The following is a 19,364-nucleotide window of genomic DNA, read 5'->3' as shown; positions in this document are numbered from 1 at the left end:
TGCAGGACCGGAGGCGCTTGCAGGGCGTTGGAAAGGGTCAGCCGGAGGGAGGGCGGGCGGCGGCGTCCAGCGGGCTCTGCAGCAGTGCAGCCAGGCCCTGGCCGAGAGCTGCGTCGATATGGTCGGCGGGCAGACCGGACTTGCGCAGGGTCAGCGTCCCGATGGCCAGCGCCGTCAGCGCCCGTGCCCTGTCGAGCGCCAATGCAGGCGCGTCCGGTGACAGGGTCTCGGCGATCATCTGCTCGATGGCCTCGATGTGACGGCGGCCAAGGTCGGCGACATCCTCGTTCTGCGGTGCGAGTTCGGTGATGCAGTTGACGAGAAGGCAGCCGTGCTTGCCGCCGGAGGGGTTGGCAAGGGCTGCCAGCATCGCCGGAACGGCCGCACCGCCGGGGGCTGCAGCGATTTCGCGCAGGGCCTCCAGCGCGCGGCCGGAATAGGTCTTTAGCGCTGCCAGCAGCACATCCTGCTTCGACCCGAAGGCCGCGTAGAGAGACGAACGGCTGATGCCCATCGCGGCGGTCAGATCATCCAGCGATGTTGCCTCGAAGCCCTGGCGGCGGAACACTTCCAGCGCCGCAAGCAGCACCACCGCCTCGTCATAGGCGCGCGGGCGGCCTGGCCCGGAGTGGGCGGCGGCATGGCGGTGTGTTTCGGGGCGCGGGGTCATGGGTCCAGCTTCATTTCAGTGACGCCCTTGAATATGGACCGATCAGTCCGTAATTCAAGAGCTAAGTTTCGCATCCGATCGCCCTCAGCCCCAAGGAGGCACCATGCTGCCCTACAGTGTCCTCGACCTCTCGCCGATCCCCGCCGGAGGCAGCGCTGCCGATGCCCTTGCCAACACGCTCGACCTTGCCCGGCACGCCGAAGCGCTCGGCTTCAACCGCTACTGGCTGGCCGAGCATCACAACATGCCCGGCATCGCCAGTGCGGCGACAGCCGTGGTGATCGGGCATGTCGCCGGCGGCACGCAGCGCATCCGGGTGGGGGCCGGCGGCATCATGCTGCCGAACCATGCCCCGCTCGTCATCGCCGAGCAGTTCGGCACCCTTGCCACGCTCTATCCGGATCGCATCGACCTCGGCCTGGGCCGTGCGCCCGGGACCGACATGGTCACCGCCCGGGCCCTGCGCCGCAGTCTTGAGAGCAGCGACGACTTTCCGGCGGATGTGGTGGAACTGATGGGCTACCTCGGCAAGCCGCAGCCCGACCAGCGGGTCAGCGCCGTGCCGGGGCAGAACACGCATGTGCCGGTGTGGATCCTGGGCTCCAGCCTCTACGGCGCGCAGCTTGCCGCCCACCTGGGCCTGCCCTACGCCTTTGCCTCGCATTTTGCGCCGCAGGCACTCGGCGAGGCGGTCGCGATCTATCGCTCCCGGTTCCAGCCCTCCGCCTATCTGGACAAGCCCTGGTTCATGATGGCCATCAACGTGCATGCGGGGGCTGATGACGCGGAAGGCGCCTACCTGCGCTCCTCCCAGCAGCAGGCCTTCGCCAACCTCAGGACCGGGCGCCCCGGCCCCCTGCCCGCTCCCGTGGAGGACATCACCTCCGTTATCGAACCGCCGGTTCTGGCCATGGTCGACATGGCGCTCTCCGTCTCGGCGGTCGGAGGCCCTGACCGGGTGCAGCGCCAGCTCGGCGAGCTGATCGCGCGCTACCGGCCGGATGAGGTGATGCTGACGGGCATGATCCACGACCACGCCGCACGCAAGGCCTCGTTCACGCGGGCAGTCGAGGCGCTGCAGGCGTTGCAGAAGGGGGAGACGGCCAAGGCCGCCCCTGCCCTCAGCCATTAACCCGTCAGGCACCGGGCGACGATAGAGTGCATCCGGACCTTGTCAGGAGATCCCGCATGCGCATGACCGTTGCCGCCCTCACCCTGCTGCTTGCCGCCGGAACCGGACTTCTGGTTTGTGAGACTGGCCTGTCCAGCGCCAAGGCTGGCTCGGCTTCCGGCCCTAAGGACTGCGCCGCAGAGGCAAAGGCTTTCGCTGACCGCTTTGTTGGCGACAAGGACGCAATGACCAAGCTTGTCGAAGGCGGCATTACAGGTGCGGTTTCCGGTGGCGCCTGGCTCGGCTCGGAAAACGGTGCCGACCGAGGCGCGCGAGCCGGCGCGGCAAAGGCTTATGCCGGCACCATGGCGCAGGATCCGCGCGTTTGGCAGGGGCTCTATGACACGGCCTACCAGACCTGTACTGCAGGCAAGTCGGCTTCCGGTGCCGGCTCGTCCGTCACCACCAATGGATCCCAGGTCGGAACCGGGGCGACCTCGCAAGGCTGCCGGTCGCGCGCGGGTGTTGTCGGATCATCCGGTGGCGGCACCCTTTCCGCAGGGTCAGGGGCGACGGGCTGCCGCTGATTGCACAGTGACGTCGTATTGGGGCAGGAAGTCGCTCACCCCTTGGCGCGGGTTGCCTCGAAAACCTCAGAGAGGCGCGGCGCGGCGGTTTCCAGCGCTTCGCGCAGGCGATCGAGATCCGCCTGCATCCTGCGGGCGTCCTCGTGGGTCATGCCGGTCGCCGCACCGAGGCAGAGCGGAATGCCTGCCGCCATCGCCTTCAGCCCGCTTCCCTTGTCGCTGAGACGCACCCGCACCTGACGTTCGTCTTCGGTGCAGCGATGACGGCTGACCAGTTCCATCGCTTCGAGCCGCTTGACCAGCGGCGTCAGCGTGTTGGACTCCAGCCCAAGCCGGCTGCCCAGTCCGCCGATGGTCTGCCCGTCCGCTTCCCACAGGGCCACCATGACGAGGTACTGCGGATAGGTCAGTCCGAGCTTGTCGAGAATGGGCTTGTAGGCCCGCGTGAAGGCATGCCCGGCCGAATAGACCGAGAAGCACAGGAAGTTTCCAAGCTTCAAGAGGTCCTCGCACGTGGCCTCGGCGGCAGGCGTAGCTGCAGACGTCTCGCGGGAACCCTTTGTGTCGCTCATGCGTTGCTCCTTTGCACCAGAGATAGATCGCACGCGAGCCATTGACAATGGATTGACAACAAGCGCCCGATCAGCGATACATCGCTTGCGATTAAATCGCACACGATAAATTTTCTTCAGATCACGTCCCGTCAGAGGAGCGTCTCATGCCCGTGAATGTTCTCTACACCACCTCCGCCCGCGCAACCGGTGGCCGCGACGGCGCAGCCGAAACGCTGGATGGCACCTTCAAGGTCAAGCTGGCCACGCCGAAGGAACTGGGCGGCGCCGGTGGCGAAGGCGCCAATCCGGAGCAGCTGTTCGCGTCCGGCTATTCGGCCTGCTTCCTTGGTGCCATGAAGTTCGTCGCCAGTCAGTCGGGCGTGAAGATCCCTGCTGACACGTCGGTTCAGGCCACCGTCGGCATCGGCCCGCGCTCGGAAGGCGGCTTCGGCCTGGAAGTGGCACTAGAGGTCAGCCTGCCGGGCATGGACAGCGCGGCTGCCAACGACCTGGTCGCCAAGGCGCATCAGGTCTGCCCCTACTCCAACGCCACCCGCAACAACATCGACGTCAAGTTGACTGTGGCTTGATGCCCGACCAGTCAGCCATCCCCGCTGGCTGCGGTTGACAGGGTGTGGCCGGGTGCCGTCAACTGCGCATGACTTTCGCGCGATTGACGGTGCCCGCCATGCCTTTTTCACATCGCCTTGTTTCCAAGTGCAGTTTGTCCCTCGCCCCTGTTGCCGCGCGCCATTCCGGACGCAAAACCAGCCTGCCCGGCCTTCTGGTTGCTGGCCTGTCGGCCCTGCTTCTGTCCGCCGCCTCGGTGGAAGCCAACGCCCCCTGCGGCGGTGACTTCAAGGCGTTCCTTGATGGCGTGAAGGCCGAGGCCGTGGCCGATGGCGTTCCGGCGCCGGTCGCCGAACGGGCGCTGGCGCAGGCGCATCTCGACAAGCAGGTCATTTCCCGCGATCGCGGCCAGGGCGTCTTCCGCCAGACCTTTCTCGAATTCTCCGACCGCTCCGTCTCGTCGGCCCGGCTGAAACACGGGGCCAACAACATGGCGAAGTTCGCCAAGGTCTTCGAGCGGGCGGAAAAGGAGTTTGGCGTACCGGCTGCGGTCATCACCGCCTTTTGGGGCCTAGAGACCGACTTTGGCGCGGTTCAGGGTGACTTCAACACCTTCAACGCCCTGGCAACGCTGGCGCATGACTGCCGCAGGCCGCAGCTGTTCCGCCCCCAGCTCATCGCCGCGCTGCATATGATCGCTCATGGCGATCTGGATCCGGCCACGACGACCGGGGCCTGGGCCGGTGAGATCGGCCAGGTGCAGATGCTGCCGGAAGACATCATCCGCCACGGCGTCGATGGCGACGGCGACGGCCACGTCAACCTCAAGACCTCATCGCCGGATGCGATCCTGACAGCTGCAAAATTCATCGCCTCCCTCGGCTGGCGCAAGGGCCAGCCCTGGCTGGCTGAAGTGGCGCTGCCCTCCGATCTGCCCTGGGCAGAGACCGGACTGGGGCGCGAGCGGACTGTCGCCGACTGGGCCCGCCTCGGTGTCGCCGCCCGCTCGGGCGCGCTGCCCGCGGCCAACCTGCCGGCAAGCCTGATCCTGCCGCAGGGCCGCAAGGGCCCGGCCTTCCTCGTCTTCCCGAATTTCTCGATCTATCTGCGCTGGAACCAGTCCTTCGTCTACACGACCAGCGCCGCGTATTTCGCAACGCGTCTTGCCGGCGTCCCCAAGCTCACGCCTGGCTCACCGGAGACGGGTCTTTCCGTGGACGAGATGAAGGCGCTGCAGAAGAAGCTCGCCGCGCTTGGCCATGACGTCGGCAAGGTCGACGGGATCCTCGGCTCCGGCACGCGTCAGGCTGTACAAGCCGAACAGTCCCGCCTCGGCCTGCCCGCCGACGGCTGGCCGACGGCGGCGCTGCTGGGTCGGCTGTGAGGTAACAGGACCAGATTGCGGATGCCCCCCTCCATCGTCATCCCGGGCGCAGCGAAGCGGAGACCCGGGACCGGTGAGCCATGGTCCTTCTAGTCTTAACTCATTGAAACATCGATGCCCCGGCTCTCCGGTCCCGGCTCGGCGCTGCGCTTGGCCGGGATGACGCCGGAGTGTGGATATCAGCCAAAAGGTTGGCCTCAAGAGCTTACCGCGGGGCCATGCGGATGGCGCCGTCGAGGCGGATGGTTTCGCCGTTGAGCATGCCGTTCTCGACAATGGCGCGGACCAGCTGGGCGTATTCCGTTGCCTTGCCGAGACGCGAGGGGAACGGCACCTGCTCGCCAAGCGACTTCTGCACGTCCTCCGGCAAGCCAAGCAGCATTGGTGTCTCAAAAATGCCTGGGGCGATGGTCATGACGCGGATGCCGGACTTCGACAGGTCGCGCGCAATCGGCAGCGTCATGCCGGCAATGCCCGCCTTGGAAGCGGCATAGGCGACCTGGCCGATCTGGCCGTCAAAGGCGGCAACCGAGGCCGTCGAGACGATGACGCCGCGCTCGCCATCCGCGGTCACCGGGTCCAGCGCCGACATGGAGGTTGCCGCATGGGCGATGCAGCGAAACGAGCCAACCAGATTGACCGCGATCACCTTCTCGAACAGGGCGAGCGAATGCGGCTCGCCGCGCGAAGTGGTCTTGGCGGCTGGGGCGATGCCGGCGCAGTTGACCAGGATGCGTTCCGCGCCATGCGCGGCGCGGGCCTTGGCAAAGCCCGCGACGACACTGTCCTCGCTGGTCACGTCCACATCGACGAACAGTCCGCCAATCTCCGCCGCAACAGCGACGCCCTGCTCGGCGTTGCGATCAAACAGCGCCACCTTCACGCCGGCAGAGGCCAGCAGGCGCGCCGTCGCCGCCCCAAGGCCCGAGGCTCCACCCGTTACGACGGCCGAAATCCCTGCGGTCAGTTGCATTGTTGCCTCCCAAGACTTGCAATCTATTCAAGTCATTGATTTATTTTGTTTTCATCAGTTAAATTGACGAAAACGTCATCCGGATCGAACTTTGATGCCAAAGCCGTGCCCGGTCAAGCTCCACACAGGCTTGCGCCTTCGGTTTGGCCTTCCACCAAAGGGAGGAGACCTTTGCCCGCGACAGTCGCGCGGTTCAGCCCAGAATGACGAGATCGACCGGCGCCTCGAGACCTGCGACCGGAACGGAACGCCTGACGACACCCGATCCACCCGCATAGCCCTGAGCACTGGCGAGCTCGAAGCTGGCAACGTCGGTCAGGATCGAACTGCCTTCCGTCTTGTTGGCATTCTCCAGCTTGGCCGCGCGATTGACGGCATCGCCGATGACGGTGAACTCGAGCCGGTCTTGCCCACCGACCAGACCGACGGCCACGGTGCCACAGCAAACGGCGGTGCCAACGCGAAAAGAGCCCGGCCAGCCGAGGCTGGCGAGACGGCCCGCATCAGCACTGAGCCGCGCAACTATCGCCTGCGCAGCGCCGATCGCGTCGGCGGCGTAGGTTGCAGAAGGCGACAGCGCCCCGAATGTTGCCAGAATGCCGTCGCCAAGGAACTTGTCGACACTGCCGCCATGCGCCTCGATCACGTCGATGGCGGTCTCCTGATAGCAGGCAAGGACCTGCATCACCGTCTGAGGCGGCAGGTTCGCAGCCTGGCGGGTAAAGCCGCGCACGTCGACATAAAGGATCGCCGCATCGCGCAGAACGCCTTCCCCGGCGTTCAGACGCCTGTCGGCCGATGTGATCGATGATGCAACTTCCGGAGCGAAGAAGCGTCGCAGGTCATTGGCCGCGCCCTGCTCCCGCATGCCGGTCACCAGAAGCCCCCGCCCGCGGTAAAGCGCTGCGGCCAGAAGACCGGTGACCGTCAGGATGACGAGGATCTTGTCGAACTCCGCCCCAAGCAGCACCGAATTGCCGGTCAGATACTCGACGTAATTCCGGGTGATGCGCATGCGGCCATCGTCGCCGGTGACCGCATAGACGACCAGTCCCATCCAGCCGACTGCTGCCGCAAGCCCGGAGACGATGACAAAACGGGGATCGAAACGCAGGGCACGCAGGCTGATGAAGATGAAGACATACATCAAGGTCGGAACCTTGAGGTAAAAGGACGGGGGCTGCGCATACTGGATGTGAAACGAAAAGATCAGCCCGACCAAAAGCCCTACGTCCACCGCGATCGACACGAACAGATACCATTGCGGCAGCTCGATCCGATACGAGAGGATCAGGCGCACCAGCGTGAACGCAAGATAGGCCGCAAGGATCGAGGGGACGAAATTGGTGCCATCGGAGCCTTCGGCTCTCGGGGCGATGGCGTAGAGCAGCGAAAACAGCAACACGATGGACAGCTGAACCCAACCAATCAGCCGTTCGGCCTCCAGCTCCCGGCGCTGCACATCAAGGCGCACACGGGCAGGCAAGTCTGCCAAGGCAGGGCCTGCCATCCAGCCAAACCGCCGCTTGCCCACCCGATCAGGCCGATCTGGTTGTTCCGCCATCTCCTGTCTCCAACGAAGATCAAGCGCTGTCTGGCAGCAGGCAACCTCGCGTTTAACGGACGTAAGGCCTTACGGTCGCAGGATCATGCCTTCGCTGGCCACCAGCGTGCCAGGGTGGGCAGCGTCTGCGGCCAAGCCAATCTCGTCCAGCTCATCGTCACTGCGCCGCGGATCGTGATGGAACAGCACCGGGGTGCGCACGCCGGCCCGCGTGGCCAGTTCGACCGCCTTCTGCCAGGTGGAGTGGCCCCAGCCGCGATAGGTCTCGTATTCGGCGTCAGTGAACATGGCGTCGTAGATCATCACTTCCGCGCCCGCGACAAAGTCGATCAGCGCAGCGTCGATGTCCGGATCGCCGTGCTCGTGATCGGTGATGATGCAGATCGAGCGTCCGCCATATGTGAAGCGATAGCCGCAGGCTCCGCCCGGGTGGTTCAGCCGGATGGTACGGATCGACAGCCCGTCGGTCCGCTCGATCGAACTGCCAGCCCGGAATGTCTTGAAATTCACACCCTTCAGCGTATTCGCCGCAACAGGAAAGATCGGCGGCGACATGATGCGGCAGATGATGTCGACCAGCTCGGTCTCATCCGTGAAATGCCCGGCCCAGGCATCGATCGAAAAGCTCGGGAAATAGGCCGGCTTGAAAAACGGCAGGCCGCAGATGTGATCGAGGTGGGTGTGGGTGAACAGCAGGTCGAAATGGCGCGGCCCTTCGGCCACCAGCTGCAGGCCGAGATTGCGGGCACCGGAGCCGCAGTCAACGAGCACCAGCGCATCGCCGGCCCGGATCTCGAAGCATGTGGTTTCGCCGCCGTAGCGCAGGGTGTCCACGCCCGGTGTCGGTGTCGATCCACGCACGCCCCAGCACCGGAGCCAGAAATCATCCGCCAAACGGCTTCTCCCTCATGCCGCCGCCCCGCCGGACCGGGCCGCAGCCAGATCGCGCGTGGTGCGTTCGAGACGCTGCGCCAGGGTGCGCATCACCTCCAGTGACATATCCGGAAATTCTTTCAAAAGTTTCAGGAAGTCGTCCTTGGTGACAGTGAGCACATCCATGTCGGTTCTGGCAACAAGCGTTGCGGTTCGCGGCACGTCGCACAGGATTGCGATCTCGCCGACAATCGAGTGCTCGCGCACCGTCGCCACCGTGCGGTCGCCATCCCTTGTATGCACGCGCACATCTGCCTCGCCCTTCAGGATGATGAAGGCCGTGTCGCCCTCCTCCCCCTGTTCGCACAGGTGTTCGCCGGTCTGATATTGCATCCGGTCACTGATGAACGCCAGCAACCGGAGCTTGGTTTCGTCGATCCCGCGAAACAGCGGCACTTTCCGCAAGGCGTCGACTTCAACTTCCAAAGACACGATACCCTCCTATGCCCGGCGCCCGGGACAAGTGCTTCCGTTTTTCCCTATCCGGCTGCCGGATCGCTACCATCCACCCGAATGATACGGCCTTGATCCATTTCAACACCATGTTGGAACTCCTGGGCAACGCTCAAATGCGCCGTGCCGAAGAGAACCGTCCGGCCATCCAGCAGGATCATCAGCCGGCGGCGCAGCGCCACGTCGTCATCACCGGTGCCCGCAGCAACATCGTCCAGAATTGTGACAGAGGCATTCTTCAGGAGCGCACGCACCAGCGCCAGCTTGCGCCGCTGGTGCGCCGACAGCTTCGAACCGCTGACACCGACGTGGTAGCCGAAGCCGGTGAAGATGATCGGTTCACGCAGCCCCTCCTCCTCCACCACGGTCCGGATGACGGCATCGATGCGCTGGCGGGCGTCGCGCCGGTCAACACGCGCACGGCCGAACAGCAGGTTGTCCTCGATGGGCAGCGGCGGCAGATAGGCCTTCGGATCAACGGCAATGAACGCCGGATTTCCGTCGACCACCTGCTTGCGGAACTCCTGTCGTGCCTCGATCAGGCGGCCGCGCATGGCATCGTCGAGCACGCCGAGACGATGGCGGGCCGGGATCAGCTTGAAGGCCAGCGCAATCAGCCGCTCGCGGTCAGCCTCCGACAGGCCAGCCTTCTGACTGGTCGACCTTGCCTGGCGGATGATCCGGTCAAACTCGGGCAGGTCGTCCTGGGTGATGAAAGAATAGGTGCCGAGCAGGCCGGAGTCGCCGGAGATGTTGGCAAACAGCTCCACCATGGTCTCGGCGATCTTCAGGCCGATGCCTTGCAGTTCGGCGTTGAGCCCGGTGCGGCTGAGGAAGGCCCGCACTTCAGGCAGCGCCGGCATCTGGTCCATGGTGATCGACGGATCGGTCGGCACGGCGAAGAACAGGTTTTCCGCCAGCGTGGCGCTCTGGTTGAAAGCGGCCGCGTCCCACATCTCGACCAGACCGGCGAGTTTCGGGTCGGCGGCGATACGGTCCGCCAGCTTGCCACGCACCGCCAGAATGCGCTCGGCAAAGCGGTCATCCATGGACGGGTCAAAGCGCGACTGCAGGCCGAGGCGGTAGATGTCGGCGTCAAGACCCACAACGGTCAGCAGTTGCAGCGCCAGTTCATCCAGTTCGGCCTTGGACCCAGCCCCGGCCGCCTCCAGGTCTTCCCAAACGGCCCGGATGTCGAAGGTCGGATTGCGGGTTTCCTTCGCCTCGCGCAGGGCCCGCTTGCGCTCGTCGGCGTCCTTGCCGCTGCGCTGGACTTCCGACAACGGCCGGTGCCGCAGGCCGTAATAGAGATTGTCCCGGATCGATCCGGTCCACACGTGCACGGATGCGCCGACATAGGCAATCTCGCGTCCCAGGGTGGATTCGGTCAGGCGCTCCAGATCATGCCCGGCGATTTCCACCCGGCCTGAACTGGGGCTGATCAAGCCGGCTGCAAGCTGCAACAGCTCCGTCCGGCCTGAGCCATCGGCACCAACCACCGCAACGGTCGTGGCTTTGCGAACCACGAGGTTCGCCGCGAAAACTTCCTGCCCGGCCACGCCGCCGGAGAAACTGACACCGTTCAGAACCACATCGCCATCCAGCGACACGCGCTCGTCACCCGTGAGGCGCTCAACAGGATAGATGTCAGCCGGATCAAAGTTCTCGACCACGGTCTGGTATTTCACATTCACGTCGGCAACGAGCTGGTAGTAGTCCAGCAGCTCCTTCCAGGGACCAGCAAGGTCCTTGTAGGCTGCGATCACAGCCAGCAGCGCACCGATGCTGAGACTTCCTTCAATCACCAGATAACCGCCGATCATGTAGAAAAAAAACGGCGTCAGCTGGTTCATGAAATTATTCAGGAACTTGATGAAATACTTCCGATTGTAGATCTCGTAGCGGATCTTGAAGTTCGCGTAGAGCCGCTCGGCCACGTCGGCGGAATGCCAGGCCGATGCATCGTTGGCGTGGATTTCCGGCACCGCGCCGATGGCTTCGCCGACCTTGTCCGAGATGACGCGGACATTCTTCACCCGCTCGCGCGACAAAAGCACCACTTTGCGCTGCAGTTTCGGGATGATGTAGCCCTGGATCGGATAGGAGCTGATCGCGGCAAGGCCCAGCAGCGGATCCTGCATGAAGATGAAGCCAAGCTGCACCGCCAGGAGGCCGCCCTGGTAGGCCGGAAGCGCGATCGCTTCACCGATGAAGCCACCAACGTCTTCAACTTCGGCCGTGATCATCGGGATGATTTCGCCGGAGCTGACCTTGCGAAAATGCGGCAGGCGGAAGCGCAGCACACGCTGGAACAGCTCGAAGCGCAAACGCCGCAGCATGCGCTCGCCAAGCCGGCCCTTGTACACATTGATGCCGAGCTTGATGCCATTGCTGGCAATCACGAGGCCCAAGAAAGAAATGCAGAGCAGGAACAGATAGGAGATCTGGTCGAATTCGAAGCCAAGGATGACCCGGGGAAAGCCATCGCCCTGGACCGCATCATTGACGATCAGCTTGGGCAGTTCGAGGAGGATATAGCTGATCGGATAGGACAGGACCGTTACGAACAGAATGATGAGCTGCTGACGGGCACTGAACTTCCAGATGAAGCGAAAGAGGCTTTTTTCCATAACCCGTTCCAGTCAGGCACCTTCTGCCATCGCAGTAGTCGTAAGACGTTGCGTATTAACTCGCAACGCCGGATGTGCCATAGAGGGGGATAGACGGTCGAGAAGGCCGCAATTGTTACTGAGGTTTGGGGGTTGCCCCGAGGCATGTTCCTCGAGACACGACCCAGGGGCATCCAACGGGGCATCATGCGATCCGAATCGCCGCGCATCCTGATTTACAGCCACGATTCCTTCGGGCTCGGCCATCTGCGACGTTGCCGCGCGATCGCCCAGGCTCTCGTCGGTTCGTTCGACACGTTGTCGGTCCTGATTCTGTCAGGTTCACCGATCATCGGCAGTTTCGAGTTCCGATCCCGCGTGGATTTCGTGCGCATCCCCGGCGTGATCAAGCTGCGCGACGGAGAATATACGTCGCTGTCGCTGCATCTCAACATCGACCATACGCTGGAAATCCGCTCCTCGATCATCGAGCACACGGCGCAGGTGTTCGAGCCGGACATCTTCATCGTCGACAAGGAGCCGCTTGGATTGCGCGGCGAAGTTCTGCCGACGCTGGAACAGCTCAAGAAGGCCGGAACACGTCTCATCCTTGGCCTGCGCGATGTTCTTGATGATCCGCAGGTGCTGCAGCAGGAGTGGGACCGCAAGAATGTCCGCCCGGCGCTTGAGGAACTCTACGACGAGATCTGGGTCTATGGGCCGGAAGGCATGTGCAATCCGCTGGAAGGCATCGATCTGCCGCAGAGCGTGCATGACAAGCTGCTGTACACAGGTTTCCTGCGCCGTGAAATGCCCAAGGGCGCAAGGCTCAGCGAACCGCTGCCCTTCGGCGAGGAGCCTTTCATTCTGGTGACGCCCGGTGGCGGCGGCGACGGGGTGGAAATGGTCGACTGGGTCATGCGGGCATACGAATCCCATGCCAAGCCGCTGTTTCCGGCACTGATCGTTTTGGGGCCGTTCATGCCGGCCGCATCGGTGAGCGAGTTCATGGCCCGCGCCGAGCATCTGCGGGATGTCCACATCATGCGCTTCACGCCGCAGATGGAGCCCTATCTGCAGGCAGCCACCGCCATTGTCGGCATGGGCGGCTACAACACCTTTTGCGAGATCCTGTCCTTTGACAAACCGACCCTGCTGGTGCCGCGCGTCATTCCGCGCCGCGAGCAGGCCATCCGCGCGGACCGGGCGGCAGAGACCGGCCTTCTGACCGTGCTGCCGATCGAGCAGTATCCGGATCCTGACCAGATGCTTGATGCCTTGTCAGCGCTGCCGCATGCGGCCCCGCCCTCGGCGGCTGGTATCGACAACCTGCTCGGTGGCCTTGATGTCATTGAAAAGCGGGTCGGGCAGATCCTGTCGGCGCCGAACCGGTCGCGTGTCCTTCGACGCGCCGGACTTTGAAGGAACCGCGCGCGCCATGTCCCGCATCGCCGTTGTGGTCAAAGGCTATCCACGCCTGTCGGAAACCTTCATCGCCCAGGAAATCCTCGGGCTGCAGACACGCGGAATCGGTCAGCTGATCGTTGCCCTGCGCCAGCCCTACGACCCCTATATCCACGACCTGCACCGGCAGATCACGGCCGATGTCCTCTACCTGCCCGAATACCTGAAGGATGACCCGAAGCGGGTGGCGCGGGCGCGCCGCTGGGCCGAAAAGCAGCCGACCTACGCCGCCGCCCGGGCACTGTTCGAGGCCGATCTGGCCCATGAGAACAACATCGGCCGGCATCGCCGCTGGGGTCAGGCCTGTGTCTTCGCGCATGAGCTGCCCGAGGATGTGACCTGGATCCACACCCACTACCTGCACACGCCCTGCTCGGTCGCCCGCTATGCCGCGCATCTGTCGGGCCGCCACTGGTCCTTCTCGGCCCATGCCAAGGACATCTGGACCAGCCCTGAGTGGGATCTGCGCACGAAGCTGGATGATGCCGCCTGGGGTGTCACCTGCACGCGGACCAATGTTGACTATCTGCGCAGCCTCAGCGCCGAGCCGGACAAGGTCGAGCTTGTCTACCATGGCCTCGACTTCTCCCCGTTCCCGGCGCCTGCGGCTCCGGAGGAGAAGCGCGACGGCGGGGGCGCGCCGGTGCGGCTCGTGTCCGTCGGCCGGGCAGTCGAGAAGAAGGGCTATGACGACCTTCTGAAGGCGCTCGCGCGTCTGCCCGCACGGCTCAACTGGCAATTCACCCACATCGGCGGCGGCGAGCTGTCGAACCGTCTGAAGGACATGGCCGCCAAGCTGGGCATCAGCGACCGGATCGTCTGGCGCGGGGCGCAGCCGCGCGAGGCGGTGATCGAGACCTGCCGCCGCGCCGATCTCTTCATCCTGCCATCGAAACTGGCGAAAAGCGGTGACCGCGACGGGCTGCCGAACGTGCTGATGGAGGCCCAGTCCATGGGCCTGTGCTGCCTGTCGACGCGCGTGTCGGCCATCCCGGAGCTGATCGACGACCAGCAGACCGGCGTCCTCGTCGAGCCCGGCAATCCGCAGGCACTGGCCGATGCCATGGCAGAGCTGATCGGCAATCCGGATCGCCGCATCGCGCTTGGCCTGGCGGCTGCTGCCAAGGTGCGCCGCGACTTCTCGACCGAGCCCGGCATCGACCGGCTTGCCGCCAAGTTCCGGCCTGTGCTGTGAGCGGCCTCAAGATCGCCTTCACTGCCCCGATGAAGCCGCTGGACGATCCGCGTCCGTCCGGTGATCGCACATTTGCACGGCTGATCGTGCGGGCGCTGGAAGACGCCGGCCACACTGTCCGCATTGCCTCGCGCCTGGCCTCCTGGCGCAAATCGGGGAGCGAGCTTCCCGAGGCCGAGGCGGCAGCGCTTGCCGAGGCGGCACGGGTCGAGGCGGACTGGCGGGCGGAGGGCTACCGGCCGGACGTCTTCCTGACCTATCACCTCTATCACAAGGCGCCGGACTGGATCGGCCCTGCCCTGTCGAACGCCTTCGACATTCCTTACGCCGTGATGGAAGCAAGCCGCGCGCCCAAGCGGGTAACGGGCGAATGGGCCTTCGGATTTGCCGCTGCCGATGCCGCTCTGGGCCAAGCCGATGCCGTTGGGGCCATTCACCGGGCCGACATGGGCTGCCTTGCGGCCGCGTTGCCGTCGGACCGGCTTTATCTCTTGCCCCCGTTCCTGGATGCCGCGCCGTTCCAGGCGCAGCACCGGATTCAACCGGATGCGAGCAGCACAGCAGCTGTGCGCCTGCTGGCCGTCGGCATGATGCGGCATGGCGACAAGGAGCGCTCCTATCAGGTGCTGGCCGAAGCGCTACGCCTCGTGCCGGCTTTTGACTGGCATCTCACCATTGTCGGCGACGGCCCCGCTCGGCCGGAGATCGAGGCGCTGTTTCCGCCGCACCGCTGCAGCTTCCTGGGGGCACTGCCCCCTGAGGATCTGCCGGCAGTCTATGCGGACCATGACCTCTTCGTCTGGCCGGCGATCCGCGAGGCCTTCGGCTTCGTGTTCCTCGAGGCGCAGGCCAGCGGCCTGCCGGTTGTCGGCGGAGCAACCTTCGGCGTTCCGGACGTGGTTGCGGACGGGGTGACCGGTCTGCTCGCACCGGAAGGCGACGTCGAAGGCTTCGCAGCGGCCCTGCAGCGCCTTCTGGCGGATGCGGGCCTGCGCCAGCAGATGGGCGTCGCCGCCAGCCGCCACATCCGCGAACGGCACACGCTGGAGGCTGGCGCCACGAGGGTGACGGCCTTTCTGGAAGCTGCCATCGCCACCCACAGCAAGGTCGGAGCGCGCTCCTCATGACCCGTCGTGCCTTTATCCATGTGCAGCATCTGCTGGGCACCGGCCATGCGGTGCGGGCGGTGGCCATCGGCAAGGCGCTTGCGCGCGAAGGCGTCACAGTACGGCTAGCGACCGGCAACATGCTGCCGCCGACGCTGGACACCTCGGGTCTCGAGGTGATCGCGCTGCCGCCGGTGCGCGCGCTCGACGCCAGCTTCCGCACGCTCGTGTCGCCGGACGGCAGCCCCCTGCCCTCCGGCTTCGAGGAGACACGGCGTCAAGCGACGCTGGCCGCGTTCCTGGCCGAGCCCGTCGACCTGCTCCTTACCGAGACCTACCCTTTCGGACGGCGGCAATTTGCCCATGAGCTGGAGCCGCTGCTGGAGACGGCGCGCGCGCTGCCAAGGCGGCCGCTAATTGCTGCCTCGATCCGCGACATCCTCGTGCGCAAGAAGGATCCCGCCAAGGAAGCCTGGATGGCAGAGCGGGCGCTCGCCCACTATGACCGGGTGCTGGTGCATTCCGATCCCGCCTTCACGCGGCTTGAGGACAGCTTCCCCTTTGCCGACCGGGTCGCGCATCTGGTGCGCTACACCGGCTATGTCGGTGGGGGGGCCAGGCCGGAACCGCCGGCCGGTGACGGCGCGGACGAGGTGATCGTCTCCTGCGGTGGCGGCGCGGTGGCCCGGGCCCTGCTTGAGGCCGCCCTTGGCGCGCGGGAACTTTCGCAGCAGGCCGGCGATTGCCGCTGGCGGCTGCTGGTGGGTCACGACGTACCGGATTCAGAGTTTTCAGCGCTGGTTGCTGCCGCGCCTGTCGGGGTCCTGGTGGAGCGGGCGCGGCCCGATTTCCCGGGCCTTTTGCCCCGCGCGCGCCTGTCGGTGAGCCAGGCCGGCTACAACACCGTGCTCGACGTGCTGGCTGCCGGGGTTCGGGCTGTGCTGGTGCCCTTTGCCCAGGGCGACGAGACCGAGCAGACACAGCGCGCCGAGGCGCTGGCCCGCCATGGCCGGGCGGTCATGGTGCCGGAAGCCGGACTGACCGCACAGGGCCTTGCCGCCGCCGTTGATGCCGCCCTGTCGCGGCCCGTCGCGCAAGCTGATGTCGCCATGAACGGTGCAGCCGAAAGCGCCCACCAGCTCCTGACCGATCTTGAGGAGATCCACCGGTGACGTCCGATCTTGCCGCCTTTCGTGCGCATCTGACCGCCCATCTCGACTGGTTCGCCGAGCGCGGCACCAAGGTTCGCTTCTGGTGGCGCGACGATGACGCCATCGCGCCGACACCGGCGCTGGAGCGGCTGCTTGCTGCGGCCAACGCCCATGACGTCGATGTCGGGCTTGCCGTTATCCCGAAGACCACGACTGAGGCCCTCGCCGACCGGCTGCGCGACGAGCCCCATGCCGTCGTGCTGCAGCATGGCTGGCAGCATCTCAACCATCAGCGCAAGGACCTGGGGGAAAAGGCAGCCGAGTTCGGCGACCGCCGTGCGCCGGGCGACGCCCTTGCCGAGCTGGTTGCCGGACGCGAAAGGCTCGAGGCCCTGTTCCCGGCAGCCTTCGTGCCCGCCTTCGTGCCGCCCTGGAACCGGATCGCCCCGCCGGTCGCCCGCCAGCTGGCGGACGCAGGGCTGAAGGGCCTGTCGACCTTCACCTGGGAAACCCTGATCCCGGCGCAGGTGCAGACGCATCTCGACATCATCAAGTGGAAGAAGGACCGCCGCTTCATCGGCTGGGCGTCGGCAAGCGAGCGGCTGGAGCTGCAGTTCCTGCGCCGCCGCAACACCGGCGGCGAGCCGCTCGGCATCCTGACCCATCACCTCGACCACGATGCGGGCTGCGAGGCCTTCGTCGAGGAATTCCTCGCCATCGCCGCCCACCATCCGGGCGCGGCCTGGCCACGCATCGCCGATCTCTTTGCCGAGGTGGCTGCCGCCGCCTAACCGGGCTTTTCCTCGTCCAGCGCCCGCCTGAGGCGGCGCAGGAGGACAGAGCGGCTCTTCTCGTCCGCCGCGCCTTCGAGGGCTGACTGGATGTCGAGGAGAAGCTGCGGATAGTCGGCGGTCCAGTCGCGCCGCTCGGCAATGCCTGCCTCCGCGCGCGGCGGCGGACCGTCGCGCCGAAGCACCGCCCTGCCCGGCATCAGGTCGTAGATCGCATCCAGCGCCGGCACGACCACATGGCCATCGGCAAAGCCCTTGGCCACCAGGCTCTTGCAGAGCGCCAGTGCCTGGCCCTCCTCGCCGTGGGTGAGGAATAGGGTCCCGTGCACCGGCCGCCGCTCGAGGATCCATTCGATCAGGTCGCTGCGGGCGGCATGTCCGGAGTAGATGTCGACCGAGCGGATGTCGGCGCGCACGGTAATCTCCTCACCCATCAGGCGCACGTTGCGCTGGCCGCCCAGCAGCTGCGCGCCCAGCGTCCCCGGCGCCTGATAGCCGACGAGCAGCACGGTGGTCGCCGGCTTCCACAGCCGGTTCTTGAGGTGGTGGCGGATGCGGCCGGCATCGCACATGCCGCTGGCGGCGATGATGATCGCGCCTCCGGAGATGCGGTTCAGCGCCTTGCTGTCCTCCACGCTCTCGCACAGGCTGATCCAGCGGTTGTCAAGCAGATGCGGATGCGTGCTGAGCTGCTCGAGATCCGCCGCATGCCGGTTGAAGACCTCCGTTGCGGCAATGGCCAGCGGCGAATCCAGGAAGATCGGCGCATGGCCGATGCTGCCGCTTTCCATCAGGCGCATCAGGTCGACGATCAGTTCCTGCGTGCGTTCCACGGCAAAGGCGGGCACCAGCAGCACGCCGCCCCGGTCCAGCGCATGGCGCACCTCGCCGGCCAGCACCGCAAGCCGCTGCTCCTCATCAAGCTGCGGCCGCTCGCGCCCGCCATAGGTGGATTCGCAGATGAGATGATCCACCCCGCTCACCGCATCCGGATCCGGATGGAAGGCCTTGTTGTCCGGGCCGATGTCGCCGGAGAACAGGAGCCGCATCGGTGGTGCGGACGGATCGAGGCTGTCGTCCACATGGGCCGCCGCGATCTCCAGCTCGGCGGAGGCCGAGCCGAGGATATGCCCGGCATTCCAGAACCGCGCCCGCACACCGGGCAACACATCGAGCCAGATGTCATAGTCATGGGCGGCAAACATCGCCTGGCAGGCAATTGCGTCGGTCTGGCTGTAGATCGGGGTCACCGTGTCCTTGCCGCGCCTGAGGTTGCGCCGGTTGAGGTTCTCGACCTCCATTTCCTGGATGTGGCCGCTGTCCGGCAGCATGAAGGTGAGGAGATCGCGGGTGCCTTCGGTCATGTGCACCGGCCCGCGATAGCCGGCCTTCCAGAGCTTCGGGATCAACCCCGCATGGTCGATGTGGGCATGGGTGAGGATCACCGCGTCGAGGCTGTCGGCGGCAAAGGGAAAGGGCCGGTAGTTCAGCTCCTTCACGGCCTTGGAGCCCTGGAACAGCCCGCAGTCGATGAGGAGGCGCTGCCCGGCGATGTCCAGCAGGTAGGAAGAGCCCGTCACCATGCGGGCTGCGCCACAGAAGGTCAGTCGAACCGCCATTGCTCCCTCCTCACTTCGTTGGAAGGCGAGCATAGCCGCTTGTCGGCCCGTGACCAGCGCCAAGGCGCAGAAAGCCCGTCAAGTCGCAAGGATGCGGATCGCGTTGCGGCAGTCTGCGCGCCGGGTCAGACGGCCGCCTGGCAGGTGCGGCAGGTGCCGCGCAGCTCGATGGTGGTCTTGGCCAAGGCAAAGCCATTGTCGCCGGCCCAGCCCTTGAGCTGGCGCGTGATCGCCGCATCGGCAAATTCGCTGACAGAACCGCAGCTCTCGCAGATGGCGAAGGCCATGGTCTCGTGGTCGACGCATTGCGGATGGCTGCAGGCGACAAAGGCGTTGAGGCTCTCAAGCCGGTGCACCATGCCGAACTCGACCAGCTTTTCCAGCGCCCGGTAGACCTGAAGCGGGGCGCGGAAGCCGTCGTCGCGCAGCTGGTCCAGGATCGTGTAGGCCGTGAGCGGCCCACCGGCCCGCGACAGGGCGCCGAAAACCAGCGTCTGGTTGCGCGTCAGCTTGGCCGGTGCGCTGCCATGGTCATGCGTGTGGTCGTGATCGTGACCATGGTCATGGGCATGGTCATGACCGGAAGCCGCGTGATCATGCGAGTGCTCAGCCATGTCCTCGTTCCTCTGT

At 65.4% G+C, this 19,364-nt stretch carries 18 protein-coding genes; 9 read left to right on the top strand and 9 right to left on the bottom strand.

The window, feature by feature from the left end; all coding sequences use genetic code 11:
* Window positions 1-37: 37 nt before the first annotated feature.
* Window positions 38-670, bottom strand: a complete 633-nt coding sequence (locus OVA12_RS22880; RefSeq protein WP_268141101.1) for a TetR/AcrR family transcriptional regulator — start codon at window positions 668-670, stop codon at window positions 38-40.
* A gap of 103 nt (window positions 671-773) precedes the next feature.
* Between OVA12_RS22880 and OVA12_RS22875 the strand changes: the two genes are divergently transcribed.
* Window positions 774-1,802, top strand: coding sequence for an LLM class flavin-dependent oxidoreductase (locus OVA12_RS22875; protein ID WP_268141099.1), 1,029 nt, complete (start codon window positions 774-776; stop codon window positions 1,800-1,802).
* Window positions 1,803-1,858: 56 nt separating this feature from the next.
* The gene (locus OVA12_RS22870) at window positions 1,859-2,368 is read left to right on the top strand and encodes a hypothetical protein (protein ID WP_268141097.1); all 510 of its coding nucleotides are present in this window, start codon (window positions 1,859-1,861) and stop codon (window positions 2,366-2,368) included.
* A 35-nt stretch (window positions 2,369-2,403) separates the two neighbouring features.
* Here OVA12_RS22870 and OVA12_RS22865 read toward each other — a convergent pair whose 3' ends face one another.
* Entirely contained in the window at window positions 2,404-2,940 is a 537-nt protein-coding gene (locus OVA12_RS22865) for a MarR family winged helix-turn-helix transcriptional regulator (protein WP_268141095.1), read from the bottom strand.
* A gap of 146 nt (window positions 2,941-3,086) precedes the next feature.
* Here OVA12_RS22865 and OVA12_RS22860 point away from each other — a divergent pair, with 146 nt between their 5' ends.
* Window positions 3,087-3,512: an organic hydroperoxide resistance protein gene (locus OVA12_RS22860; protein WP_268141093.1), complete on the top strand. Its 426-nt coding sequence runs from the start codon at window positions 3,087-3,089 to the stop codon at window positions 3,510-3,512.
* Window positions 3,513-3,610: 98 nt separating this feature from the next.
* Entirely contained in the window at window positions 3,611-4,876 is a 1,266-nt protein-coding gene (locus OVA12_RS22855) for a lytic murein transglycosylase (RefSeq protein WP_268141091.1), read from the top strand.
* A 205-nt stretch (window positions 4,877-5,081) separates the two neighbouring features.
* On the opposite strand, the gene OVA12_RS22850 is transcribed toward OVA12_RS22855, so the two are convergent.
* From OVA12_RS22850 to OVA12_RS22830, 5 genes are all read right to left on the bottom strand, one after another.
* On the bottom strand, window positions 5,082-5,849 hold the full coding sequence (locus OVA12_RS22850; RefSeq protein ID WP_268141089.1) for an SDR family NAD(P)-dependent oxidoreductase: 768 nt from the start codon (window positions 5,847-5,849) through the stop codon (window positions 5,082-5,084).
* 193 nt (window positions 5,850-6,042) lie between these two features.
* Window positions 6,043-7,413, bottom strand: a complete 1,371-nt coding sequence (locus OVA12_RS22845; protein ID WP_268141087.1) for an adenylate/guanylate cyclase domain-containing protein — start codon at window positions 7,411-7,413, stop codon at window positions 6,043-6,045.
* 69 nt (window positions 7,414-7,482) lie between these two features.
* Entirely contained in the window at window positions 7,483-8,274 is a 792-nt protein-coding gene (locus tag OVA12_RS22840; RefSeq protein ID WP_326493930.1) for an MBL fold metallo-hydrolase, read from the bottom strand.
* Window positions 8,275-8,319: 45 nt separating this feature from the next.
* Window positions 8,320-8,778, bottom strand: a complete 459-nt coding sequence (locus OVA12_RS22835) for a cyclic nucleotide-binding domain-containing protein (RefSeq protein WP_268141083.1) — start codon at window positions 8,776-8,778, stop codon at window positions 8,320-8,322.
* 47 nt (window positions 8,779-8,825) lie between these two features.
* Window positions 8,826-11,429 (bottom strand): ATP-binding cassette domain-containing protein, encoded by a 2,604-nt coding sequence (locus tag OVA12_RS22830; protein WP_268141081.1) that lies wholly within the window; start codon window positions 11,427-11,429, stop codon window positions 8,826-8,828.
* 186 nt (window positions 11,430-11,615) lie between these two features.
* Between OVA12_RS22830 and OVA12_RS22825 the strand changes: the two genes are divergently transcribed.
* The 5 genes from OVA12_RS22825 to OVA12_RS22805 are packed head-to-tail and all read left to right on the top strand — an operon-like array spanning window position 11,616 to window position 17,115.
* Window positions 11,616-12,830, top strand: coding sequence for a glycosyltransferase family protein (locus OVA12_RS22825; RefSeq protein WP_268141079.1), 1,215 nt, complete (start codon window positions 11,616-11,618; stop codon window positions 12,828-12,830).
* 16 nt (window positions 12,831-12,846) lie between these two features.
* Window positions 12,847-14,067 carry a glycosyltransferase family 4 protein gene (locus OVA12_RS22820; RefSeq protein WP_268141077.1) on the top strand — a complete coding sequence of 407 codons (1,221 nt, stop codon included), beginning with the start codon at window positions 12,847-12,849 and terminating at the stop codon, window positions 14,065-14,067.
* Entirely contained in the window at window positions 14,064-15,194 is a 1,131-nt protein-coding gene (locus tag OVA12_RS22815; protein ID WP_268141075.1) for a glycosyltransferase family 4 protein, read from the top strand. The genes OVA12_RS22820 and OVA12_RS22815 overlap by 4 nt, the downstream gene beginning before the upstream one ends.
* Complete coding sequence (locus OVA12_RS22810) at window positions 15,191-16,345, top strand: glycosyltransferase family protein (RefSeq protein ID WP_268141073.1); 1,155 nt, start codon at window positions 15,191-15,193, stop codon at window positions 16,343-16,345. Before OVA12_RS22815 ends, OVA12_RS22810 begins: the two co-directional genes overlap by 4 nt.
* Window positions 16,342-17,115: a polysaccharide deacetylase family protein gene (locus OVA12_RS22805; protein WP_268141071.1), complete on the top strand. Its 774-nt coding sequence runs from the start codon at window positions 16,342-16,344 to the stop codon at window positions 17,113-17,115. Before OVA12_RS22810 ends, OVA12_RS22805 begins: the two co-directional genes overlap by 4 nt.
* Here the strand turns inward: OVA12_RS22805 and OVA12_RS22800 are convergent.
* Window positions 17,112-18,734, bottom strand: coding sequence for an MBL fold metallo-hydrolase (locus OVA12_RS22800; protein ID WP_268141069.1), 1,623 nt, complete (start codon window positions 18,732-18,734; stop codon window positions 17,112-17,114). The two genes, OVA12_RS22805 and OVA12_RS22800, sit on opposite strands and share 4 nt — an antisense overlap.
* A 125-nt stretch (window positions 18,735-18,859) precedes the next feature.
* Window positions 18,860-19,348: a Fur family transcriptional regulator gene (locus tag OVA12_RS22795; RefSeq protein WP_268141068.1), complete on the bottom strand. Its 489-nt coding sequence runs from the start codon at window positions 19,346-19,348 to the stop codon at window positions 18,860-18,862.
* Window positions 19,349-19,364 lie beyond the last annotated feature (16 nt).

Source organism: Pannonibacter sp. SL95 (assembly GCF_026672425.1).
In the GTDB taxonomy this organism is placed as follows: Bacteria; Pseudomonadota; Alphaproteobacteria; order Rhizobiales; family Stappiaceae; genus Pannonibacter.
The sequence above is the reverse complement of the archived record's forward strand: the minus strand, read 5'-3'. Positions and strand labels throughout refer to the sequence as shown.